Origin of the sequence: Paenirhizobium selenitireducens ATCC BAA-1503, from assembly GCF_900492185.1 — a bacterium.
In the GTDB taxonomy this organism is placed as follows: Bacteria; Pseudomonadota; Alphaproteobacteria; order Rhizobiales; family Rhizobiaceae; genus Allorhizobium; species Allorhizobium selenitireducens_A.
In genome coordinates this window covers 24100-46887 of sequence record NZ_UEYP01000003.1, presented here as the reverse complement: position 1 = coordinate 46887, position 22788 = coordinate 24100, and the positions used below count along the sequence as shown (strand labels likewise).

General features: G+C 63.2%; 21 protein-coding genes. 9 read left to right on the top strand and 12 right to left on the bottom strand.

Annotated elements, in window-relative coordinates; translation table 11 throughout:
- Positions 1-2: 2 nt before the first annotated feature.
- The 7 genes from RHIZ70P_RS06400 (at position 3) to ureG (ending at position 6250) form a co-directional block, all read left to right on the top strand.
- Entirely contained in the window at positions 3-641 is a 639-nt protein-coding gene (locus RHIZ70P_RS06400; protein ID WP_115669953.1) for a Urease operon accessory protein, read from the top strand.
- Positions 642-646: 5 nt separating this feature from the next.
- Positions 647-2359, top strand: a complete 1713-nt coding sequence (ureC, locus tag RHIZ70P_RS06395; protein WP_115669573.1) for an urease subunit alpha — start codon at positions 647-649, stop codon at positions 2357-2359.
- A 222-nt stretch (positions 2360-2581) separates the two neighbouring features.
- The gene (locus tag RHIZ70P_RS06390; protein ID WP_181903980.1) at positions 2582-3118 is read left to right on the top strand and encodes a peroxiredoxin; all 537 of its coding nucleotides are present in this window, start codon (positions 2582-2584) and stop codon (positions 3116-3118) included.
- 403 nt (positions 3119-3521) lie between these two features.
- Entirely contained in the window at positions 3522-4385 is an 864-nt protein-coding gene (locus tag RHIZ70P_RS06385; RefSeq protein ID WP_235842164.1) for a GGDEF domain-containing protein, read from the top strand.
- A gap of 64 nt (positions 4386-4449) precedes the next feature.
- Positions 4450-4920 (top strand): urease accessory protein UreE, encoded by a 471-nt coding sequence (gene ureE, locus RHIZ70P_RS06380; protein WP_115669570.1) that lies wholly within the window; start codon positions 4450-4452, stop codon positions 4918-4920.
- Positions 4913-5596: an urease accessory protein UreF gene (locus RHIZ70P_RS06375; protein WP_115669569.1), complete on the top strand. Its 684-nt coding sequence runs from the start codon at positions 4913-4915 to the stop codon at positions 5594-5596. Before ureE ends, RHIZ70P_RS06375 begins: the two co-directional genes overlap by 8 nt.
- A 42-nt stretch (positions 5597-5638) precedes the next feature.
- Positions 5639-6250, top strand: coding sequence for an urease accessory protein UreG (gene ureG, locus RHIZ70P_RS06370; protein WP_115669568.1), 612 nt, complete (start codon positions 5639-5641; stop codon positions 6248-6250).
- A 39-nt stretch (positions 6251-6289) separates the two neighbouring features.
- Here the strand turns inward: ureG and RHIZ70P_RS06365 are convergent, their stop codons facing one another.
- The 8 genes from RHIZ70P_RS06365 to RHIZ70P_RS06330 form a co-directional block, all read right to left on the bottom strand.
- Positions 6290-6913, bottom strand: coding sequence for a Crp/Fnr family transcriptional regulator (locus tag RHIZ70P_RS06365; protein ID WP_181903961.1), 624 nt, complete (start codon positions 6911-6913; stop codon positions 6290-6292).
- Between the two features lie 443 nt (positions 6914-7356).
- Complete coding sequence (locus RHIZ70P_RS06360; protein WP_115669566.1) at positions 7357-10683, bottom strand: efflux RND transporter permease subunit; 3327 nt, start codon at positions 10681-10683, stop codon at positions 7357-7359.
- 13 nt (positions 10684-10696) lie between these two features.
- A complete protein-coding gene (locus RHIZ70P_RS06355) occupies positions 10697-11887 on the bottom strand; it encodes an efflux RND transporter periplasmic adaptor subunit (RefSeq protein WP_115669565.1) in 1191 nt (396 codons plus the stop codon).
- A gap of 344 nt (positions 11888-12231) precedes the next feature.
- Positions 12232-13224, bottom strand: coding sequence for an ABC transporter substrate-binding protein (locus tag RHIZ70P_RS06350; protein ID WP_115669564.1), 993 nt, complete (start codon positions 13222-13224; stop codon positions 12232-12234).
- Positions 13225-13245: 21 nt separating this feature from the next.
- Positions 13246-14112 (bottom strand): ABC transporter permease, encoded by an 867-nt coding sequence (locus RHIZ70P_RS06345; protein WP_115669563.1) that lies wholly within the window; start codon positions 14110-14112, stop codon positions 13246-13248.
- Positions 14109-14993: an ABC transporter permease gene (locus RHIZ70P_RS06340; protein ID WP_115669562.1), complete on the bottom strand. Its 885-nt coding sequence runs from the start codon at positions 14991-14993 to the stop codon at positions 14109-14111. Before RHIZ70P_RS06340 ends, RHIZ70P_RS06345 begins: the two co-directional genes overlap by 4 nt.
- Positions 14990-15376, bottom strand: coding sequence for an endonuclease domain-containing protein (locus RHIZ70P_RS06335; protein WP_115669561.1), 387 nt, complete (start codon positions 15374-15376; stop codon positions 14990-14992). The genes RHIZ70P_RS06340 and RHIZ70P_RS06335 overlap by 4 nt, the downstream gene beginning before the upstream one ends.
- 214 nt (positions 15377-15590) lie before the next feature.
- Positions 15591-16379: an ABC transporter ATP-binding protein gene (locus tag RHIZ70P_RS06330; protein WP_028736383.1), complete on the bottom strand. Its 789-nt coding sequence runs from the start codon at positions 16377-16379 to the stop codon at positions 15591-15593.
- A gap of 124 nt (positions 16380-16503) precedes the next feature.
- On the opposite strand from RHIZ70P_RS06330, the gene RHIZ70P_RS06325 reads away from it, so the two are divergent.
- A complete protein-coding gene (locus RHIZ70P_RS06325; RefSeq protein WP_115669560.1) occupies positions 16504-16917 on the top strand; it encodes a cupin domain-containing protein in 414 nt (137 codons plus the stop codon).
- A gap of 263 nt (positions 16918-17180) precedes the next feature.
- Here RHIZ70P_RS06325 and hydA read toward each other — a convergent pair whose 3' ends face one another.
- The 3 genes from hydA to RHIZ70P_RS06305 form a co-directional block, all read right to left on the bottom strand.
- Positions 17181-18635, bottom strand: a complete 1455-nt coding sequence (hydA, locus tag RHIZ70P_RS06315) for a dihydropyrimidinase (RefSeq protein WP_115669559.1) — start codon at positions 18633-18635, stop codon at positions 17181-17183.
- 292 nt (positions 18636-18927) lie between these two features.
- Positions 18928-19350, bottom strand: a complete 423-nt coding sequence (locus RHIZ70P_RS06310; protein ID WP_419178277.1) for an endonuclease domain-containing protein — start codon at positions 19348-19350, stop codon at positions 18928-18930.
- 215 nt (positions 19351-19565) lie between these two features.
- Entirely contained in the window at positions 19566-20819 is a 1254-nt protein-coding gene (locus RHIZ70P_RS06305; protein WP_115669557.1) for a Zn-dependent hydrolase, read from the bottom strand.
- A gap of 302 nt (positions 20820-21121) precedes the next feature.
- Here RHIZ70P_RS06305 and RHIZ70P_RS06300 point away from each other — a divergent pair, with 302 nt between their 5' ends.
- Entirely contained in the window at positions 21122-21775 is a 654-nt protein-coding gene (locus tag RHIZ70P_RS06300) for a TetR family transcriptional regulator C-terminal domain-containing protein (RefSeq protein ID WP_115669556.1), read from the top strand.
- Here the strand turns inward: RHIZ70P_RS06300 and RHIZ70P_RS06295 are convergent, their stop codons facing one another.
- A complete protein-coding gene (locus tag RHIZ70P_RS06295) occupies positions 21776-22702 on the bottom strand; it encodes a DMT family transporter (RefSeq protein WP_235842163.1) in 927 nt (308 codons plus the stop codon).
- Between the last annotated feature and the right edge of the window lie 86 nt (positions 22703-22788).

The window sequence follows — 22788 nt, the reverse complement described above, 5'->3', positions numbered from 1 at the left end:
TCATGATCGTCGGGAACGGAGAAGTACCGGAGGGGGCGGCGGCCAGAATCGACGCCGCCGACCGGGTCATCCGTTTCAACGAGTGCCGCAACTTCGGAGCTGCCGGCAGCCGCACGGACGTCGTGGCCGTTTGCAATACGGGCCGGCCGGCGCGCGCCATGCTGTCCGGCGCCTGGCTCGAGAGCCCGCCGGTCAGCGCCTGCTCGGAAATCTGGTCGGTACGCGATCCGGAAAAGTTCGTCGAGATGCGCCAATCGCTGCTTGTCAGCCATCCCGAGCTCGACGATTTCTGCGACGATTACACGGCCGGGTTCGCCGCGGCCGCCGAAGCCTGCGACAAGCGCCACCGGGTCTTGTCGCGCGATGTGCATGAGGCTGTCGAGCGGGCGCTTCTGGCCTATGAGCCCGGCCCCTATGTGGTGCCGAGCAGCGGCGTGATCGTCGTGGCGCAGGTGCTTGCCGACGTGCTCGCCGATCCAGGGCATGACCGGGACCAGATCTTTCTTGCCGGCTTCAGCCACCAGGGCTGGGACGGCCACCCCTTTTCCGCCGAGCGCCAGTTGATCGAGTCCCATGTGGCCTCCGGCAAGCTGGTGCGGCTCAACACAGACACCGCATCCTCCCTCTCCCAAGGAGCCTGACCGCCATGCCCTACAAGATGTCCCGCAAGGCCTATGCCTCGATGTTCGGACCGACCACCGGCGACAAGGTGCGGCTGGCCGACACCGAACTGTTCATCGAGGTGGAGAAGGATTTCACCACCTATGGCGACGAGGTGAAGTTCGGCGGCGGCAAGGTCATCCGCGACGGCATGGGCCAGAGCCAGGTGACGCGCGCCCACGGCGCGGTCGACACCGTCATCACCAATGCGCTGATCGTCGACCACTGGGGCATCGTCAAGGCCGATATCGGGCTGAAGGACGGTCGCATCGCCGCGATCGGCAAGGCCGGCAATCCGGACACCCAGCCGGGCGTGACCATCATCGTCGGACCCGGCACGGAGGCGATCGCCGGTGAAGGCAAGATCGTCACGGCCGGCGGCATGGACAGCCATATCCACTTCATCTGCCCGCAGCAGATCGAAGAGGCGCTGATGTCGGGGCTCACCACCATGCTCGGCGGCGGCACCGGGCCGGCGCATGGCACGCTCGCTACCACCTGCACGCCCGGCCCCTGGCATATCGCCCGGATGATCGAGGCGGCGGACGCCTTCCCGATGAACCTCGCCTTTGCCGGCAAGGGCAATGCCTCGCTGCCCGGCGCGCTCGAGGAGATGATCCTCGGCGGCGCTTCCTCGCTCAAGCTGCACGAGGACTGGGGCACGACACCGGCCGCCATCGACTGCTGCCTGACGGTCGCCGACCAGTATGACGTGCAGGTGATGATTCACACCGACACGCTGAACGAGAGCGGCTTCGTCGAGGATTCGATCGGCGCGATCCGCGGCCGCACCATCCACGCCTTCCACACCGAAGGGGCGGGCGGCGGCCATGCGCCGGACATCATCAAGATCTGCGGCCAGATGAACGTTATCCCCTCGTCGACCAATCCGACGCGGCCCTACACGGTCAACACGATCGCCGAGCATCTCGACATGCTGATGGTCTGCCATCACCTGTCGTCGTCGATCCCGGAAGACATCGCCTTTGCCGAAAGCCGCATCCGCAAGGAAACGATCGCGGCGGAGGACATCCTGCACGACATCGGCGCGTTTTCGATCATCTCGTCGGACAGCCAGGCCATGGGCCGCGTCGGCGAAGTGGCGATCCGCACCTGGCAGACTGCCGACAAGATGAAGCGTCAGCGTGGGCGGCTGTCTGAGGAGACCGGCGACAACGACAATTTCCGCGTCCGCCGCTACATCGCCAAATACACGATCAATCCGGCGATCGCCCAGGGTCTGAGCCACGAGATCGGCTCGGTCGAGGTCGGCAAACGTGCCGATCTGGTCATCTGGGATCCCGCCTTCTTCGGCGTCAAGCCGAGCATGGTACTCCTGGGCGGCACGATCGCGGCCGCCCCGATGGGCGATCCGAATGCCTCTATCCCGACGCCGCAGCCGGTCCACTACCGGCCGATGTTCGGCGCCTATGGCAAGGCGCGCACCAACTCCTCCGTCACCTTCGTTTCCCAGGCCTCGCTCGATGCCGGCCTCGCCGGACGGCTTGGGGTCGCCAAGCAACTGGTAGCGGTGAAGAACACCCGCGGTGGCATTTCCAAGAAGTCGATGATCCTCAACGACCTGACCCCGCATGTGGAAGTCGATCCGGAAACCTACGAGGTTCGCGCCGACGGGGAACTTTTGACCTGTGAACCGGCGACCGTCCTGCCGATGGCGCAGCGTTATTTCCTGTTCTGAGCCTCTGACACCGCGCGTGCCCGGCAAACGGGCTCATGCGCGGCCTTAGCTTTCGTTCAAACCCGACGGTTATGCGCTGAGCGCATTGCTGCCATGCGACGCTTTGGCTCAGTGGTTTCATGCTGCACTGCAAACATTTTTGGGTTAGTTCTAATTCTCAGAGCCTATCGCCCTGATTTCATGGGGCAGGCCAAGTTTTCTATTCCCAAGGAGATTGCCATGCTGATCGGCAAGAAAGTTCCCGATGTCACCTTCCGCACCCGCGTTCGCGACGAATCGGTGGGCGGGGCCAACCCGTTTCGCTGGCAGGACATGACGTCGGCCGACTATTTCAAGGGCAAGCGCGTCATCCTGTTCTCGCTGCCGGGTGCCTTCACCCCGACCTGCTCGACCTTCCAGCTGCCGGACTTTGAAAAGATGTATCCGGAGTTCAAGGCCGAAGGCATCGACGAGATCTATTGCATCTCGGTCAACGACGCCTTCGTCATGAATGCCTGGGGCAAGTCGCAGAACCTCGACAACGTCAAGCTGATCCCGGACGGTTCGGGCGAGTTCACCCGCAAGATGGGCATGCTCGTGCACAAGGACAATCTCGGCTTCGGCATGCGCTCCTGGCGCTACGCCGCCATCATCAATGATGGCCTCGTCGAGCAGTGGTTCGAGGAAGAGGGCTATTCGGACAATTGCGACAGCGATCCCTATGGCGTCTCCTCGCCGCAGAACATCATGGAAAAGCTGAAGGCGAAGATTGCCGCCTGAGGCATTTCGCACCGGAATTTCTATTGATCAGGCCCGGTCTCGCCCGGGCCTGTTTTCGTTAACGCGGCAGGGTTGTCGAACATGGCTCGCCCGCGACGATGTTAATACTAGGCATTTTACGTTTCATCGCCGGCGGCAACTTGAAAGTTTTATGCAAATCATAGTCCTAGGTAGACGATCGACCAAAATAGGGCGGATTTTTCGGGGATCAGACCCTTTCCGCAGACGGATTGCGGTTGGTCGAATGTTGTAATATCTGCAATCAAAGGTTATCAATATTGGCCAATGGGCATTCCCAGACTATTTTGGCTTTCATCGGCATTTTAGTGTTTTGATTAGCAATTGGCCAAGGGAACGAGCCTAATCGATCAGTGCTGCAGGAACAGGGGGCGGCGCGGTGGATATGCTTAGACGATGGATGTCGCTTCAGGTCGATCTCGGCAATTTCGACAGCCGGGGCGCGGTCTATAATTTTGCCCTCAAGATGACCTTTCGGGCAGTGCTGCTCGCTTTTCTGTTCAATCTTGCCGTCCTGCCGCTTGGCTATGCGCTCGGGCTCATGCCCTTGTCGTTGGCGGATGCGGTCAAGCTGTCCGTCGCCGGCTCATGGCTGTTCGGCGGTGCCGTGTCCGGAGCGCTGGCGCTGTTAACCGGCCATGTGATTCGGGAGCTGTCGGTGTCGCGCGCGGAATTCGAACGCCTCAGCCGGACGGACATGCTGTCGGGACTCCTCAATCGGCGCGCCTTCAATGCCGCCCTGGCGGAAACCGGTCCGGGAGCGTCGCTGGCGATCCTCGATATCGATCGCTTCAAGGCGGTCAATGACGGCCATGGCCATTGCGCCGGCGACGAGGTGATCAGGTCGGTGGCCGGCATCCTGCGGGAAGTATTCGAAGACGAACACCTGATCGCGCGGCTGGGCGGCGAGGAATTCGGCGTGATCATCCGGGGCGGCGGTCTCGCGCAGCGTATCGGCCTGGTTGAGCGGGCCCGCAACCTCGTCGAAGCGCGGGTGATCCGCTGTGACGGCGCGGCCATCCACACGACAATTTCGGCCGGCATCGCCGAATTCGCCTCGGATCTTCGCCCCGAAAGCGTCTATTCCGCAGCCGATTGCGCCCTTTACCGGGCCAAGGCCGGAGGGCGCAATCGCGTGGTACACGAGACGGAGGAAGGCAATTGCGACAGGTGCGACAAGCCTGGCGTCGAGGCGAGTGCCGCCGGCATGAACCCGTTCATCGGCGAACCGGTCCCGGTGGCAGGCTGAAACTTCAGCTTGCTGTTTGCCTCTTGTTTTTGCATGGTTGAAAAATAACCAGTTCGGGAAAACCATGCGTCGCGTTACCACCTATCTCCCTGCCGGGACGTCCGACGAGACGATCGCCGGCTCCGTCACGCTTGCCCATGACGAGCGGCATCTGCGGCGCAAGCTGTTGCACCTCGAGGATGGCGACATGGTCATGCTCGACCTCAAGCAGCCGGTGCTTCTCGCCCATGGCGACCTGCTGCTGCTGGATGACGGCAATGCCATCGAGGTCAGGGCGGCCGAGGAGAAACTCTTCGAGGTCATTCCACGAGACCGGCTGCACCTCGTAGAACTCGCCTGGCATCTGGGTAATCGTCACCTGCCGGCGCAGATCGAGGAGGAGCGCATCCTCATTCTCCGCGATCACGTGATCCGTGACATGCTGACCGGTCTGGGCGCGACCGTGACCGAGGTGACGGAACGCTTCCAGCCGATGCGCGGGGCCTATCATTCCCATGGCGGCGGACATTCCAACCACAATCACGACCATGCCTGAACGCCTGGCCGGTGCCGGCAATCCGCAAAGCCTGATCCGGCTGATGACCTGGTTGTCGCCGGCCTTTCCGGTCGGCGGCTTTGCCTATTCCGGCGGGCTGGAGGCGGCGGTCGTCGAGGGGCATGTCTCCGGCGCAGGCGAACTTGCAGCTTGGCTTGAGGCGTTGCTGGTTTCCGGTGCGCTGCGCAATGACGCGATCCTCCTGGCCGAGGCCCACCGTGCCTTCGACCAGCCGGACCGTTTGTCCGAGGTCGCATCGCTTGCGGCTGCTCTGGCGGGCTCCGCCGAGCGCCATCAGGAGGCGGTGCGGCAGGGGGACGCGTTTCTGGCCGCCGCCTCCGCCTGGCCGCAGCCGGTCCTGGCCTTGCTCGCTTCCAACACGGTCTATGGCGTCGCCGTCGGCGCTATCGCCGCGGCCAATGGCGTGTCCCTCGGCGAGACGCTGGTGGCCTTCCTGCAAGCCCAGTGCGGCCAACTTGTCTCGGCGGCGATCCGGCTCGGCATCATCGGCCAGACACAAGGGGTCGCGATAATCGCTCGCCTCGAGCCGCCCATTCTCGGCCAGGCGGAACAGGTCCGCGCCCTCGGACTCGACGATCTCGGTTCGGCGACCGTGATCGCCGACATGCTGTCGATGCGGCACGAGGTCCAGTATTCCCGGCTTTTCCAATCATGAGGGGGCGTCGGAACACAAAATGAGAAAGACAGGAACGGCAGCATGAAATCTGAAAATGGTCCCTTGCGGGTCGGCATCGGCGGGCCGGTTGGTTCCGGCAAGACGGCGCTCACCGAAAAACTGTGCAAGGCGATGCGCGACGACTATTCCGTCGCGGTCGTCACCAATGACATCTACACGCGCGAGGATGCCGATGCGCTGATCCGCATGCAGGCCTTGTCATCCGACCGCGTCGTCGGGGTCGAGACCGGCGGCTGCCCGCACACGGCGATCCGCGAGGATGCCTCGATCAACCTGAGGGCTATTGCCGATCTCAACGCCCGCATTCCCGATCTCGACCTGGTGTTCATCGAATCCGGCGGCGACAATCTCGCCGCGACCTTCTCGCCCGACCTTGCCGACGTGACGATCTATGTCATTTCCGTCTGCCAAGGCGAGGAAATCCCGCGCAAGGGCGGGCCGGGCATCACCCGCTCGGACCTTCTGGTGATCAACAAGAAGGATCTCGCGCCCCATGTCGGCGTCGACCTTGCCGTGATGGAGGGCGATGCCGGGCGCATGCGCGCCGCGCGGCCCTTCGTCTTCACCGACATGAAGCGCGGCGAGGGGGTCGACGAGATCGTTCGCTTTCTCAAGGAAACGGGCGGGCTTTAAGGGCCAGCCCGTTCCCCTCGATGCTTGGGAGAATAGCGCTCAGATCTGCTTCAGCGCACTGATGTCCGAAATCTGGATGATCCGTCCGCGGACGGTCACGCCGGCGCGGCGGAGCGACGAAAACGCGCGCGACAGGGCTTCCGGGGCAAGGCCCAGCTTCCCGGCCAGCAGGCTCTTCTGGAAGGGCAGGCGGATCGAGGCGGAACTTCCTTCCTGCGGGCAGTTGTCCAGCAGGTAGTGGGCGACGCGCTGCGGCGCGGTCTGCAGCCGATCGTTGGCAATACAGTCCATCGTGTTTCGCAAATGGTTCGACAGGCACTGGATGATGGCCTTGGCGACGTCCTTTTCCTGCTCGGCCAAGGCGCGCACCTTCTGCAACTCGAAGCGCGCAACCGTAATGGTTTCGGCGGCCTGTGAATTGTAGAGATAGTGGTCACCCATCGCCAGCAGGCATTCGGCAAAGGTGTCGCCGGGCCCGCAGATGCGGATATCCGCTTCCCGGCCGTCCTTGTTCAGTCTGAACAGCCGGACATAGCCGTTCAAGACGCAATAGAAGCTGTCCGCCGCCTCGCCCTCGCGGAACAGGATGTCGCGCGCTTCGTAACTCATGACCGTCGCGATCTCGAGCATGCGCGCCTGCGCGCTCGCACCGAGAGATGCCATGAAAGGCGTCCTGAGCAGAGTGGTCTTGTCGCGTGTGTTCAATTTCAAAATCTTGTTCACGGTTCTCGGCTCCAGTTTGCGTTCCTGGTGGAGCGCGTTGGCCAGTATGTGGTGAGAAGGGCGAGGCGATAGGCTGGCGAGCGGGTGGCATCGCCCGGCCCGACACGGGCTGCGGGCTGCCTTTGGGCGCTCGATCCGTCACGCAACGCCGATGCTTCATGGCCGGAAAGGTCGAGGCTGGCTCGTCCAGTCCCGCGTCGCTCCCTGGCCAAGAAACCATCCTCACTCACTTGGTTCTCAGCAGGCTAACGATAGGCAAGGGCGAGAACGGGCGAATTGATTTCGATCAATCGCCTTGTCGGATACTGCGATTTTGCTGGAAAATTGCCGGAATTATACATGGAAAGCCGGATGCGTGCCCGGCTCTCCTTATGTGTCTGCGATCATTCCGCGGCAAGCGGCGGCAGGGAGATCAGCTTGGCGCCCTCGCCACCCTTGCGCTGCGGCTCCGGCAGGCGCCTTTCCACGGCGGTGAGGCGTTCCTCCATGGTCGAGAGCGTTGCGGCGTTCTTCTCCGTCCGCTCGGTGAGCGCCTCGGGGGAGAGGGCCTCCGGTTCCTCCTCCTTCTTGCCGACCATCCGGCTGAACAGCCAGGCGAGCAGTCGCGACAGGTCATCCATGATGAGGAAGAAGGCGGGCACGACGAGCAGGCTCATCACCGTCGAGACGATGATGCCGCCGATGACGGCGATCGCCATCGGCGCACGGAACGAGCCGCCTTCACCGACGCCGAGCGCCGAGGGCAGCATGCCCGCCGACATGGCGATCGAGGTCATGATGATCGGACGGGCGCGCTTGCGGCCCGCTTCTACCATGGCCTCGATACGGGCGAGGCCCTGATGGCGCATCTCGATGGCAAAGTCGACCAGCAGGATGGCGTTCTTGGTGACGATGCCCATCAGCATCAGAATGCCGATCAGCACGGGCATGGAGAGTGCATTGCCGGTGATGATCAGGGCCGCGGCAACCCCGCCGATGGCGAGCGGCAGCGAGAGCAGGATGGTGAAAGGCTGGATCACGTCCTTGAACAGCAGGATCAGCACAGTCAGCACGAGCAGCAGACCGAGCAGCATGGCGTTTAGGAAGCTCTCCTGCATTTCGTTCTGTACCTTGGTGTCGCCGCTTTCGGCGAGGCGCACGCTCGCCGGAATATCGGCCTCCTCGACGGCCTGACGGAAGGCCGCCGACGCGGTGTCGAGCGCAACGCCCTGCGGCAGGTCGGCGCCGATGGTGACGACGCGGTTGCGGTTGTTGCGCTTGATCGACGACACGCCCTCCGAATAGTCGATGTCGGCGACGCTGGCGAGCGGCACGGTGGCGCCGGTGGCCGTCTGTATCTTCAAAGCCCTGATGGCGGCCAGATCGGTTCTAAGGTCGAGCGCGGCCTGGACCCGGATCGGGATCAGGCGGTTGTCGAGCGATATCTTCGGCAGGGCCGCGTCGATGTCGCCGATGGTGGCAACGCGGACGGTTTCGGCGATCTGGCTCGGCGTGATGCCGAGTCGGGCAGCCTCGTCCTTGCGCGGACGGATCTGCAATTCAGGACGGGGCAGGGCACCTTCCGCGCTGACATTGCCGAGCGACGGCACGGTGCGGAGCTTGGCTTCCAGCAGGCCCACGGCATCATTCAGTTCTTCCTCGTTCTTCGACAGGAAGTTGAAGGCGAGGTCGCGTTCGCCGCGGTCGTTGAGCTTCAGCACGCGGATATCGGCGATCGGCCGCAGCTTTTCGAAGACCTCGCGCTCGATGTCCCATTGCGGACGGGTGCGGCCTTCGACCGGAAGCTTCGGCAGATATTCGCCGATCAGCGGAAGGCCGCCAATGCCCTTGTTGACGATGGTCTTCAGCAGCGAATGCTCGATCTTGATCAGATTCAGCGTGACGCTGGCGCGGCGCAGTTCCATGTCGCCCTTCGGCGAGGCGCCGCCGAGAATGAACGTGCTCTCCACGCCGTCGAGATCCTTGACCGCTGCATAGATCTCGTCGGTCTTGCGCTCGGTCTCGGCAAGCGTCGCATTCGGCGGCAATTCCACCGAAAGGGTGACGCGACCGGCGTCTTCCGGCGGCAGGAAGCTGCCGGGGACCTGCGCCAGCAGCATCATCGACACGACGAGAAAGGCAAAGGCGCCGATCAGCGTGGCATAGCGGGCATACCAGTGCGTCGTGGTGGTGCGCACCAGCCGCGTATAGCCCTTCATGAAGGCGCTGTCATTGTCGTGATGGTCGTCCATCGCGTCCTCGGCGCGCATCAGATAGGCGGCCATCAGCGGGGTGATGAGGCGCGCCACCATCAGCGAGAAGAACACCGAGAAGGCAACCGTCAGGCCGAACTGGATGAAGTACTGACCGGGAATGCCGGGCATGAACGACACCGGCACAAAGACGGCGATGATGGTGAAGGTGGTGGCGATGACGGCAAGGCCGATCTCGTCCGCCGCCTCGATGGCAGCCCTATAGGGCGTCTTGCCCATCTTGATGTGGCGCGCGATGTTCTCGATCTCGACAATCGCATCGTCGACCAGGATACCGGTCGCCAGCGTCAGCGCCAGGAAGCTGACGAGATTGAGCGAAAAGCCCATCATGTCCATGATCCAGAAGGTCGGGATCGCGGACAAGGGGAGGGCTACGGCGGAGATCAGCGTGGCGCGCCAGTTGCGCAGGAACAGGAAGACGACGATGACGGCAAGGATCGCGCCTTCCAGCAGCGTGTGCATGGCGGCTTCGTAATTGCCGTAGGTGAAGTAGACGGAGTCGTTGATCAGTTCGATGCCGACGTTCGGGTTCTCGGCCCGCACTTCGCCGAGACTCTTCTCGACGGTCTCGGCCACCGAGACCTCGCTGGCGCCCTTGGCCCGGAAAACGGCGAAGGTGACGACCGGTTCGCCGTTATAGCGGGAGAACGACTTCTGTTCCTCATAGGTGTCCTGGATGGTGCCGAGGTCGGACAGCTTGACGAAACGGCCACCCGAGAGCGCAATCGTCGTATTGGCGAGGTCTGCAACATTGCGCGCATCGCCGAGTGTGCGGATCGCCTGTTCTGCACCGGCCACCTGGCCGCGTCCCGAACCGAGATCGATGTTCGTACCGCGCAACTGCCCGTTGACGTCGGCGGCGGTAATGCCGAAGGCGTTCAACCGGTCGGGGTCGAGCTCGACGCGGATTTCCCGGTCGGCGCCGCCGTAGCGGTCGATGCGGCCGATGCCGGGCTGGCCCTGCAGCGCGCGCTTGACGGTGTCGTCGACGAACCAGGAGAGTTCCTCCAGCGACATGTTGGGCGAGGAGACGGCAAAGGTCTGGATCGCCTGACCCTCGACATCCACCTTGGCGACGATCGGCTCCTCGACGGAGGCCGGCAGATCGCCGCGAATGCCGTCGATGGCATCCTTGACGTCCTGAACGGCCTGTTCCGTCGGGATTTCCATGCGGAACATCACCACGGTCTGTGACTGGCCGTCGGTGACGGTCGAGGACAGTTCGTCGACGCCGGTAATGCTGGCGACGGCGTCCTCGATCTCCTTGGTCACCTGCATCTCCAGCTCGGCCGGGGATGAGCCGCTCTGGCGCACCGTGATGGCGACCAGCGGGACGTCGATGTTCGGGAAGCGGGTGATCGGCAGCGCCAGGAACGACTGCACGCCCACGACCATCAGCAGGAAGAAGCCGAGGATCGGTGCAATCGGATTGCGAATGGACCAGGCGGAAAAATTCACGGCGCGCTCCTGCTCAGTTCGACTCTGCCGAGGTTACGTCGCGGACCGGATTGATCCGGTCGCCGTCGCGGACGAAGGCGCCGGCCTTGGCGACCACGACATCGCCCTGTTTCAACCCGTCCTTGATTTCGATGAAGGCGCCATCCTGGATGCCGGTCGAAATCTTCACCTGCTTGACCACGTTGTCCGCGACCAGGCGCGTCGTCGTGCCATGTTTGTCGGTGGTGACCGCCGACAGCGGCAGGGCGACTCCCTGGGCTTCCGAGATGATGATCTCGGCGCTCGCATACATGCCGGCGCGCGCGCCCTGGTCGTCGTCTATGGCGATGTGGACCGCGCCGAGGCGCGTCTGCGGGTCGATCACCGGCGAGATCAGACGGACGGACCCGTCGAGCGTCGCGGCGCCGCCGGCGACCTTGACGCTGGCCTTCTGGCCGACACGCATCCTGAGAATGTCCGTTTCCGATATGTCGGCCACGAGTTCGATCTCGCCGTCACGGATGACGGTGAACATCGGCTGCCCGGCGCCGCTGGCAATTGCCCCGACCTTGGCATTGCGCGCCGCGATCAGGCCAGCGACCGGGGATTTCACGTCGGTGCGCGCGAGCTTCAGGTCGATGTCGGCCAGCTGGCTCTCGACCACCTTGATGTCGGCCTCGGCAATGGCGATCGCCTGCACCGTGCTGTCCACCTTGGCAATGGCGCTGGTCGCAGCCGTTTCGGCCTGGTCGATCGAGGACTGGGACAGCGTTCCCGACTTGCCGAGGGTCAGCGCGCGCTTGTATTGGCGCTCGGCTTCGGCGGCTCCGGACTTGGCGTCGCCGAGTTGCACCTTGTACTGGGCGAGCGAAGCTTCGGCCTTGGCCTTGGTCGCCACGAGCTGGCTCTTCTGCAGCAGCAGGGTGTCGTCGTTCAGCCGCGCGACCACTGCGTCAGCAGCAACGCGGTCTCCGACATCGACTTCGAGGGAGCGGATCGACAGGCCCTCGACCTGCGGCTGCACGTAGATTTCCTCCACCGCCTTGATGGTTCCCGTGGCCACGATGCGGTCGATCAGGGTGCGGCTGGTGGCTTCGGTGACGACGATGGAAGGCAGTGTCTGCTTCGGCGGGTTCGCGGGCGCATCCTCGGCAGCTGCGGCAAACGGAGAAAGCGCGACAGACAGAACAAGCAGTCCGGCAGTGACGTTCGTAATGCGAACCATGTGTCCCTTCCGAGGTTTTGGACGGATTTTTCGACAACCAATGTAATTACGTAGATCGCGACGCTTCAGACCAGCACTCGCTCAGCCATGCGGTATAGCTTTTTTGCGGCGGCGCGACAATTCTACCCGCCATGGCGATGAAACTTTAGTTGGTATCGCGGCCGCGCGTTGCAAGTGTCCGGCGAAAACTCCGGAGCGTGTCGATCCTGATTGCCCATGTGGCAAAACAATGCTCGCACCGAACTGCGATTGTTGCCGTCTGTTGCCGATGCGTATCCTCTGTTGAAATGCAGAAGGCGCCCGGAACGAGTTCCGCGCGCCTTCGTCTGGGATGAGGCTGCCTGTTACTTCAGAGCTTCATTGGTGATGTCGAGCGTGTAGGCGCCGACCGGCTCCTTGGTGATGACCGGGTCGGAACCGCCGCCGAGCAGGGTCTTGACCGTGCGCTCATAGTCGGCCATGTCGAGCGCGCCGTTGGAACCGGCGGTCAGCTTGGCGACTTCGCCCATCATGCGCTTCTGATGGACTTCCGTCTGCGCGCCGGAAGCATCGTTTTCGAGAACGATTTCGGCGGCGTCATCCGGGTTCTCCTCGGCCCACTTCCAGCCCTTCATCGAGGCGCGGACGAACTTGACCATCTTGTCCTTGAAGGCGGCGTCCTTCAGCGAATCTTCGAGCACGTAAAGGCCGTCCTCGAGCGTGGCCACGCCTTCGTCCTCGTACTTGAAGGTCACGAGGTCCTCGGCCTTGATGCCGGCATCGATGACCTGCCAGTATTCGTTGTAGGTCATGGTCGAGATGCAGGCCGCCTGCTTCTGCAGCAGCGGGTCGACGTTGAAGCCCTGCTTCAGCACGGTCACGCCGTCGGCGCCGCCGTCGGTCTTGATGCCGAGATGGGCCATCCAGGACAGGAACGGATATTCGTTGCCAAAGAACCAGACGCCGAGCGTCTTGCCCTTGAAGTCTTCCGGCTTGGTGATGCCGGTTTCCTTGAGGCAGGTCAGCATCATGCCCGAGGCCTTGAACGGCTGGGCGATGTTGACGAGCGGCACGCCCTTCTCGCGGGTGGCGAGCGCGGACGGCATCCAGTCGACGATCACGTCTGCACCGCCGCCGGCGAGAACCTGCGGGGGCGCAATGTCCGGGCCGCCCGGCTTGATTTCGACGTCCAGACCTTCTTCCTCGTAGAAGCCCTTGTCCTTGGCGACGTAGTAGCCGGCGAACTGAGCCTGGGTGACCCACTTCAGTTGCAGCGTCACCTTTTCGGCAGCGGCCGCCTGCATGGCCGTCAGCGAGACGGCGCCTGCCAATAGCAGGGATGCGAGTTTCAATGTCATTTTCTGTTCCCTCTTTCTTGTTTACGCCTGTCCACCACGGACAGACGGATGCCAGAAGGTGACCCAGCGTTCTGCAAGTGCCACCAATCCGTAGAAGATCGAGCCGGCGAGCGCGGCAACCGCGATCTCGGCCCAGACCATATCGACATTGCTGCGCCCCACTTCCGTGGAAATCCGGAACCCCATGCCGACGATCGGGGTGCCGAAGAACTCTGCCACGATGGCGCCGATCAGAGCCAGCGTGGAATTGATCTTGAGCGCGTTGAAGATGAATGGCCAGGCGGCCGGCAGGCGCAGCTTCACCAGCGTCTGCCACCAGGAGGCCGCATAGGTGCGCATCAGGTCGCGCTCCATGTGGCTCGCCGCCGACAACCCCTGCACGGTGTTCACCAGCATGGGGAAGAAGGTCATGATCACGACCACGGCGACCTTGGACTGCCAGTCGAAGCCGAACCACATGACCATGATCGGCGCGACGCCGACCATCGGCAGGGCCGAGACGAAATTGCCGATCGGAAGCAGGCCCTTCTGCAGGAAGGGGGAGCGGTCGACGAGGATCGCCACGGCAAAGCCGAGGCCGCAGCCGAGCGCATAGCCGGTCAGCACCGATTTGAGGAAGGTCTGCTGGAAATCGGCCCAGAGGGTGGGCACCGAACTGGTCAGGCGGGCCCAGATCATCGACGGCGCGGGCAAGAGGATGGAGGGAATGTCGAAGCCATGGACCAGGCATTCCCAGATGACCAGCAGGGTTATACCGAAGATCAGCGGCACGGCGGTGTTGACGACACGGCGCACCGTGCGGTCCTTGAAGGTCCGGCGCACCAGCCATTCGTTGAGGCCCCAGGCGGACAGCCAGAAGACGAGGGCGAAGACGAGATAGCCGTTCATGGCTTGACCCCCATGCGAGCGAGTACGCGGGAATGGGCGATGCCCACCAGCGTAACGAGGACGGCGGCGAGGCCGGCGGCCATGAACAGCGCCGCCCAGATCTGGATGGTCTGGCCGTAATAGGAGCCGGACAGCAGCCGGGCACCAAGACCCGCGACCGCCCCGGTCGGCAGTTCGGCGACGATGGCGCCCAACAGCGAGATGGCGATCGCCACCTTCAGCGAGGTGAAGAGATAGGGCATCGAGGCCGGCCAGCGCAGCTTCCAGAAGGTCTGCGACGGGCTCGCATGATAGGTGTGCATCAGGTCGAGAAGGATGGTGTCGGGGCTTCTCAAGCCCTTCACCATGCCGACGACGATCGGGAAGAAGGACAGGTAGGTTGAGATCAGCGCCTTGGGCAGGATTCCCGATATGCCGACCGAGTTCAAAACGACGATGACCATCGGCGCGATGGCGAGGATCGGAATGGTCTGGCTGGCAATCACCCACGGCATCAAGGAACGGTCCATGGCCCGGTTGTGAACGATGCCGACGGCCAGCAGGATGCCGAGCACGGTACCGATGACGAAGCCGAGCAGGGTCGTCGAAAGGGTAATCCAGGCGTGGTAGACGAGGCTTCGCTTGGATGTCACTGCCTTGTTGACCGTGGTATCCCAGAGTTCGGCGAAGATCTGGTGCGGGGCGGGCAGCACCGGCCGCTCCTGGGCGAAGGTGCGCTCGACCACCTGGGAAAAGGTGATCTCTTCGCCCGCCCTGGCCGCCTGGTCGCGCACGAAGGGCGCGTTGAGGTAGACGACGAAGACGTGCCAGACGATGAGAATGGCGAAAACGACGGTGAGGATCGGCAGGATGCGGTCGCGCAGGAGGGAGGGGGAGGTCATGGGCGATCCCCTAGCGAAGTCAGAAACGCCTCCAGGCTCTGCTCGAGATTGATGGCGACATAGTCGGGGTTGTCGATGACCTGATCATTGTCGAATCGAAGAACCGTGAAGCCTTGCTTGCGAAGGAAGTCGTCCCGGCGCTTATCATGGGCGCGGCCTTGCTCCGTCTCATGACTGTCGCCATCGACTTCGACGATCACGCGGGCGGACAGCCAGGCAAAGTCGGCGATGTATGGCCCGATGGGTGTTTCTCGGCGGAACCGAGCGCCACGGGGTCTCAGATCTCGCAAGAGATCCCACATTTCTCGCTCGGCCCTGGTCAGTTCGCTTCGGAGCGTTCTGGCGCGCTTTCTGGTTTTCGGGTCGATGTTGGAATGCGGCATAGGACACTCCATCGAGAGAGGTTGTTCCGGATTGCCAACCCCCTCTGGCCTGCCGGCCATCTCCCCCACAAGGGGGGAGAAGATCCGCGGCAGCGCCTTGCCCCGATCGAAGTGCGGGAGGTGGGCGATGAAGCCCCTCCCCCTTGTGGGGAGGGGTTGGGGAGGGGTTCTTTGTAGCCGGGGTTGGCGAGGGGTCTTTCCATTCAACGAAACCCTATTCCTCATAGCTATGCCCCGCCTTCAAACCCTCGCGGACGCGGTGGGCGATCGCCAGAAACTCCGGCGTTTCACGGATTTCCAGCGGCCGCTCCCTGGGTAGGGTCGATTCGATGATGTCGGTGACGCGGCCGGGGCGGGGGCTCATGACGACGATCTTGGTCGAGAGATAGACGGCCTCGGGGATCGAATGGGTGACGAAGCAGATCGTCTTGTCGGTGCGGTCCCAGAGCTTCAGCAGCTCGGAATTGAGATGGTCGCGGACGATCTCGTCGAGCGCGCCGAAGGGTTCGTCCATCAGCAGAAGGTCGGCGTCGAAGGCGAGCGCGCGGGCGATCGAGGCGCGCTGCTGCATGCCGCCCGACAACTGCCAGGGGAATTTCTTGCCGAAGCCGGTGAGATTTACCAGCTCCAGTGTCTGCTCAACCCGCTTCTTCTGCTCCTCCTTGGAAAAGCCCATGATCTCGAGCGGCAGGGCGATGTTCTTCTCGATCGTGCGCCAGGGATAGAGCGCGGCGGCCTGGAAGACATAGCCGTAGGAGCGGTCCTTGCGGGCGTTCTCCGGCGTCATGCCATTGACGGTGATCGTACCCGAGGTGTGTTTCTCGAGATCGGCAATAACGCGCAGGAAGGTGGTCTTGCCGCAGCCGGAGGGGCCGATGAAGGAGACGAAGTCGCCCTTCTTCACCTCGAGATCGACATTGGACAGCGCGTGGACCGGCCCGTCTCCCGTCTGGAAGGTGAGACAGAGGTCCTTGGCGGACACGACGGAAAAGGGAGCGGTCATCGATGGAAACCTATGGGCTTTCTTGCAAAGGCGCCAAGCCTCTTGCACACTATCAATACATGGCGGGCACGGGCCGGCCTATCGGACTTTGCGGGAATTTCTGAGCTCACGGAGGAGTGCCAGCATGGATACCTCATTCAAACCCACCTGCCGGATCGTTCGGCCCGGAAGCACCTATGACGGCAAGCAGGGCCTGAGCTATTTCGCCGGCATTTCGGCCGAAACGGTCGGCTCGAAGGGCATCTGCATGCACCTTCTGACCATGCCGCCGGGCGCGAGGGCCAAGGCCCATCTGCACGAGAACCACGAGACGGCGATCTACTGCCTGTCGGGCCAGGCGCATACCTGGTACGGCGACCGGCTGGAGAACCACGTGATCCTGCATGCCGGCGAACTGATGTACATCCCGGCCGGCGTGCCACACCTGCCGGCCAACCTCTCCAACGCACCCTGCACGGCGCTGATCGCGCGGACAGATCCCAACGAGCAGGAGAGCGTCGTGCTCTTGCCGGAGCTGGACGCGCTGGTGGAGGTTTGAGGCTTGCCTTCTCCCTGGCGGGGAGAAGAGGGTTTCGGCTGTGGGCGCTTTACCCCCCTCTGTCCTGCCGGACATCTCCCCCTCAAGGGGGGAGATCGGACCACGCGAATGTTCTGCCGGAACGTGACGTTCCAGTGGGGAGATGTTGCTCTGTACAGTCTGTCCTAGCCGAGCGGCCAGCCCCATCCGATCTCCCCCCTTGAGGGGGAGATGCCCGGCAGGGCAGAGGGGGGTGGCTTCAAGCACTGCGGCCATCTCTACCGTCACACCCCCGTCGCCGGAATACCGCTGCGTTCGACCTTGCGCGGCGCGACCAGTTCCTTCCAGGTGGAAAGCGCCTTGTTGACGGCGGTGAACGGTTCGCGCTTGACGAACTGGCCGTGGCCTTCCTGCGTCTTCACCGTCGCTTCCTCGATCACCACCTTGCCGCGCGACAGCGTGAAGCGCGGCAGGCCGGTCACCTGCTTGCCCTCGAAGACGTTGTAGTCGATCGCCGACTGCTGGCTCTTGGCCGAGATGGTCTTGGAGCGCTTCGGGTCCCAGACCACCAGGTCGGCATCGGCGCCGACGAGGACCGCTCCCTTCTTCGGATAGATGTTGAGGATCTTGGCGATGTTGGTCGAGGTAACGGCGACGAATTCGTTCATCGTCAGGCGGCCGGTCGCCACCCCATAGGTCCACAGCATCGGCATGCGGTCTTCGAGCCCGCCGGTGCCGTTCGGGATCCTGGCGAAGTTGCCGACGCCGAAACGCTTCTGCTCTGTGGTGAAGGCGCAGTGGTCGGTGGCGACGCAGGAGAGCGAGCCCGACTGCAGGCCGGCCCAGAGTGAGTCCTGGTGCTGCTTGTTGCGGAAGGGCGGGCTCATGACGCGGCGTGCGGCGTGGTCCCAGTCCTTGTTGAAGTATTCGCTCTCGTCGAGCGTCAGGTGCTGGATCAGCGGTTCGCCATAGACGCGCATGCCTTTCTGGCGGGCCCGGCGGATCGCTTCATGGGCCTGTTCGCACGACGTGTGCACGACATAGAGCGGTACGCCCGCCATGTCGGCCAGCATGATGGCGCGGTTGGTCGCTTCGCCTTCGACTTCGGCGGGCCGCGAATAGGCATGCGCCTCGGGGCCGTTATTGCCTTCGGCCAAAAGCTTGGCCGTCATCGCCGCCACCACGTCGCCGTTCTCGGCATGGACGAGCGGCAGGGCGCCCAGTTCGGCGCAGCGCTGGAAGGAGGCGAACATCTCGTCGTCGTTCACCATCAGCGCGCCCTTGTAGGCCATGAAGTGCTTGAAGGTGTTGATGCCCTTATCCTCGACGATGATCTTCATCTCGTCGAAGACGCGCTCGTTCCAGCCGGTGATCGCCATGTGGAAGGAATAGTCGGCATTGGCGCGGCTGGTCTTGTTGTGCCACATCTGGAGGGCGTCGAGCAGCGACTGGTCGGGCGCCGGCAGACAGAAGTCGACCACCATGGTGGTGCCGCCGGCAAGGCCGGCGCGCGTGCCGCTCTCGAAGTCATCGGCGGAATAGGTGCCCATGAACGGCATTTCGAGATGCACATGCGGATCGATGCCGCCGGGCATGACATAACAGCCGGCGGCGTCGAGGACGGTGTCGCCCGAAAGGTCCGGCCCGATCTCGACGATCACGCCGCCCTCGATCCTGACGTCCGCCCTGTAGGTGAGATCGGCGGTGACGATGGTTCCGCCCTTGATGACTGTGCTCATGTCGTTTCACCCCATGTCGTGTGCGCTATTGTGATGATTTCGATGCGTAGAGAGGGGTCGCTCGCCTCCGGCGCCCCCTCATCCGGCGCTACGCGCCACCTTCTCCCCGCAGGGGAGAAGAGGTCACGCCGGCGTTGCGCGTGCCCTTTGTAGAGGCCCAGGAGTTCCGTAGTCGCAACGGTCGTTGGAAACGACGCTGAAGCCGCATACTCCCTCTTCTCCCCAGCGGGGAGAAGGTGGCCCGAAGGGCCGGATGAGGGGGCGCGAAGCGCGGGCCGTGAGAGCATGACGATCAACGCTCCCCTCGATCCGCCGGTGAAAAGCGCAGCGTTTCGCAACGTGCGAAGATCCGACCCTCCAAAACCGCCAGAATGGTCTCCAGAACCGCACGTCGTTCCTTCAGCACCTCGTCGTTCCAGGAGCGCAGAACCGAATAGCCGTGGTCGTTCAGCCAGCGCGTGCGAACCTCGTCCGCCATGCTTTCGGCATGCTGGCTGCCGTCGAGTTCGACGATCAGGCGCCGTTCCCGGCAGACGAAATCCGCGACATAGGCACCGAGGGGAACTTGTCGGGAAAATCTGTGGCCGTTCAGTTGCCGGTTGCGAAGATCACTCCAGAGGCGAAATTCGGCCTCCGTTTCGTTCTGCCTCAGTGCGCGCGCCTGATCCGTCTTGCCGGGGCGCCGCTTGGTGATGTCCTGTTGGTCGCCTGCCATGTGGGAGCCCTCCTCATCCGGCGCTACGCGCCACCTTCTCCCCGTTGGGGAGAAGAGGTCACGCCAACGCCGTCCGCTCCATACCTCTAAACCAAATAGTGGCGTCGCCGAACCGGTCGGTGAAGATGGCGCGGTTGCCGCACGCTCCCTCTTCTCCCCGGCGGGGAGAAGGTGGCCCGAAGGGCCGGATGAGGGGGCGCCGCAGGCGATTGTTGTCACGCCACGATCTCCGCCGTCTCCAGCACGGCCTGCAGCAGCACGTCGGCGCCGGCGGTGGCCCAGTCCTTGGAGATGTCCTCGGCCTCGTTGTGGGAAAGACCGCCGACGCAGGGGCACATGATCATGGTGGCAGGCGCCACCTTGGCGGCCCAGCAGGCGTCGTGGCCTGCGCCTGAAATGATGTTCATGTGGCTGTAGCCCAGCCGTTCTGCCGCCTTGCGTACGGTGTCCACCAGCTTGGGGTCGAAGGTGACCGGGTCGAAATGGCCGACGGCCTCGACCGAACAACCGACGCCGAGCGCCTCGCAGATCGCGGCCGCCTCCTTTTCGATGCGGGCGCGCATGGCGTTGAGCTTGGCGAGATCCGGCGTGCGGATGTCGACGGTGAAGATCACCGTGCCCGGCAGCACGTTGCGGGAATTGGGCGAGAATTTTACCTGGCCGACCCCGCCGACAGCTCCCGGCTGGTTGTCCATGGCAACCGTCTGCACCATTTCCATGATGCGTGCCATGGCAAGACCGGCATTGACGCGCAGGTTCATCGGCGTCGATCCGGTATGGGCCTCGCGCCCGATCAGCGTGAATTCCAGCCACCACAGGCCTTGGCAGTGGGTAACGACGCCGATCTGCTTTTCCTCCGCCTCGAGGATCGGGCCCTGCTCGATGTGATATTCGTAATAGGCGTGCATCTTGCGCGCCCCGACCTCCTCGTCGCCCAGCCAGCCGATACGCTTCAACTCGTCGCCATAGGTCTTGCCGTCGGGATCCTGGCGGCCATAGGCATAGTCGAGCGAGTGCACGCCGGCAAAGACGCCGGAGGCGAGCATGGCGGGGGCAAAGCGCGCGCCTTCTTCGTTGGCCCAGTTGGTGACGACGATCGGATGCTTCGTCTTGATGCCGAGATCGTTCATCGAGCGGACGATTTCCAGCGCGGCCAGAACGCCGAGCACGCCGTCATACTTGCCGCCGGTCGGCTGGGTGTCGAGATGGGAGCCGACATAGACCGGCAGCGCGTCGGGATCGGTGCCGGGACGGGTCATGAACATGGTGCCCATCTTGTCGACGCCCATGGTCATGCCGGCCTCTTCGCACCACGTCTGGAAGAGGCTTCGGCCTTGCGCGTCGGCGTCGGTCAGCGTCTGGCGATTGTTGCCGCCGGCAATGCCGGGGCCGATCTTCGCCATCTCCATCAGCATGTCCCAGAGGCGGTCGCCGTTCACGCGCAAGTTCACGCCGGTTTGAGCCGTCATTGCAGTCATCCTCACCTGTTTTCGAAGGGTCATGCAAGAGGCATGCCCTGTTATTCCCCGTGGTCTCCAGCCGAATGATTTTTTGCTTGTTAGGCTGGATAAAATGGCCGGTTGCCTTTGGATGGCACCTGTCCGATAATTTGACCGACTGGTAAACATTACAGCTTCCGGCGCGGCACTCAAGACGCAAAAGACGAAAAAACCACGACAAAATTCAGGGCATCTGCCTGAAAAAGGTGCATCAATAAAACTGATAAAGATCAAGCTCTTGGGCTTGGCTGACGAGGGGTGGGACGGAACGCATGGCGATACCGAGGGCGGCGAGGACACAAAGGCGAACCCGCATCCAGGAAGAGAAGGAAGAGGTGATCCTCGAAGCGGCACTCGACGTCTTCTCGCTGCGCGGCTTTCGCGGCTCGACCATCGACCAGATCGCCGAGGTGGCCGGCATGTCGAAGCCGAACCTGCTCTATTATTTCCGCACCAAGGAAGGCATGCACCGGGCGCTGATCGACCGGGTGCTGGAGAACTGGCTGGAGCCGCTCAAGGCTTTCGATCCGGAAGGGGATCCGGAGGAGGAGGTGCGATCCTATATCCGCCGCAAGCTGGAGATGGCGCGCGATTTCCCGCGCGAGAGCCGGCTGTTCGCCAACGAGATCCTGCAGGGCGCGCCGCATATCGAGGACATGCTGAAGGGGCAGCTGAAAGATCTGGTCGACGAGAAGGTCGAGGTCATCCGTTGCTGGATCCGGGCAGGAAAGGTCCGCGACTGCGATCCCCATCACCTGATCTTCTCGATCTGGTCGACGACCCAGCACTATGCCGATTTCGACGTCCAGGTGCGGGCGGTGCTGGGTGAGGGCGAGCGAAGCGACACGCGCTTCGAGGATGCGGCCCGCTATCTTGAGGGCCTGTTCGTGCGAGGCCTCATTCCACAAAAGCTGCCGGTCGGCTGATCAGTCCGGCAGCCATGCCAGAACCAGCAGGCCGCAGGCGGTGACCAGCGCGCCGAGGAAAACCGCGCCGGACGCCCAGCCGTGGCCGATCAGGCCCTCGATGACGATGATGAAGGTCGGCGTCAGGTATCCGTATGCGAGCACCTTGGACGCCGGCAGGCGCACCGAGGCATATTGCAGAAGGAAGAAGGTGACCGCCGTAGCGAAGACGGAGAGATAGATTACCGCGATCCACACCATCGGCGGCAGGCTGAAAAGCTCGACTTCGGCAAGGCGGGGGGCGGCCGGCACGAGAATGAAGGCGAAGGTGGCGACGGCTGCCCAGAAGACGAAGGCGAGCGGCGCTTCCTTGCGGTTGAAGAGCCTCAGCAGCGGCACGTAGGCTGCATGGCACAGCACGCCGACGAAATAGATCATCTCGCCGCGGCCGACGTCGAAGGCGAGGAGGGCGCCGAGATCGCCACGAAAGATCACCCAGACCGCACCGGTTGCCGCAATCAGCAGGCTGACAAGGACGGCGGGCTTGGTGTGCTGGTGCATCAGGAACCAGGCGAAGACTGCGCTCAGGAGCGGCATGAGGGTGAAGACCGCGCCGGTCGCCACCGGTTTGGTGAACTGCAGCGCGACGAACATCGTCGTCATGTAGACCGCCATCAGCAGGCCGAGCACGGCAAACCGCCAGGGCTCCTTCGGCCATGAGAGCGACACGCCCAGCTTGGCGCAAAGCGCCGCTATGAAGACCACCGTGACCGCATAGCGCAAGGCCTGGAGGGCAAGCGGATCGACCATCTGGGTGGCGATGCCGCCCAGGGAAAAGGACCCGGAAACCAGAAGGGAGAAAAGCAGGACCGCCAGATGGGCCTTCAGTTTCTCCCCGCCTTTGGCGTGGATGTTGTGGCGGGATCTTTCGGTCGCTTGCTCGGTCACGGGCTGCTTCGGCTGGCTTTGTGGGCGCCGGCTTGCGGCATCGGCTCTGCCTAGCATGGCCGCAGCAAAGATGGAAAGGCGAGAGT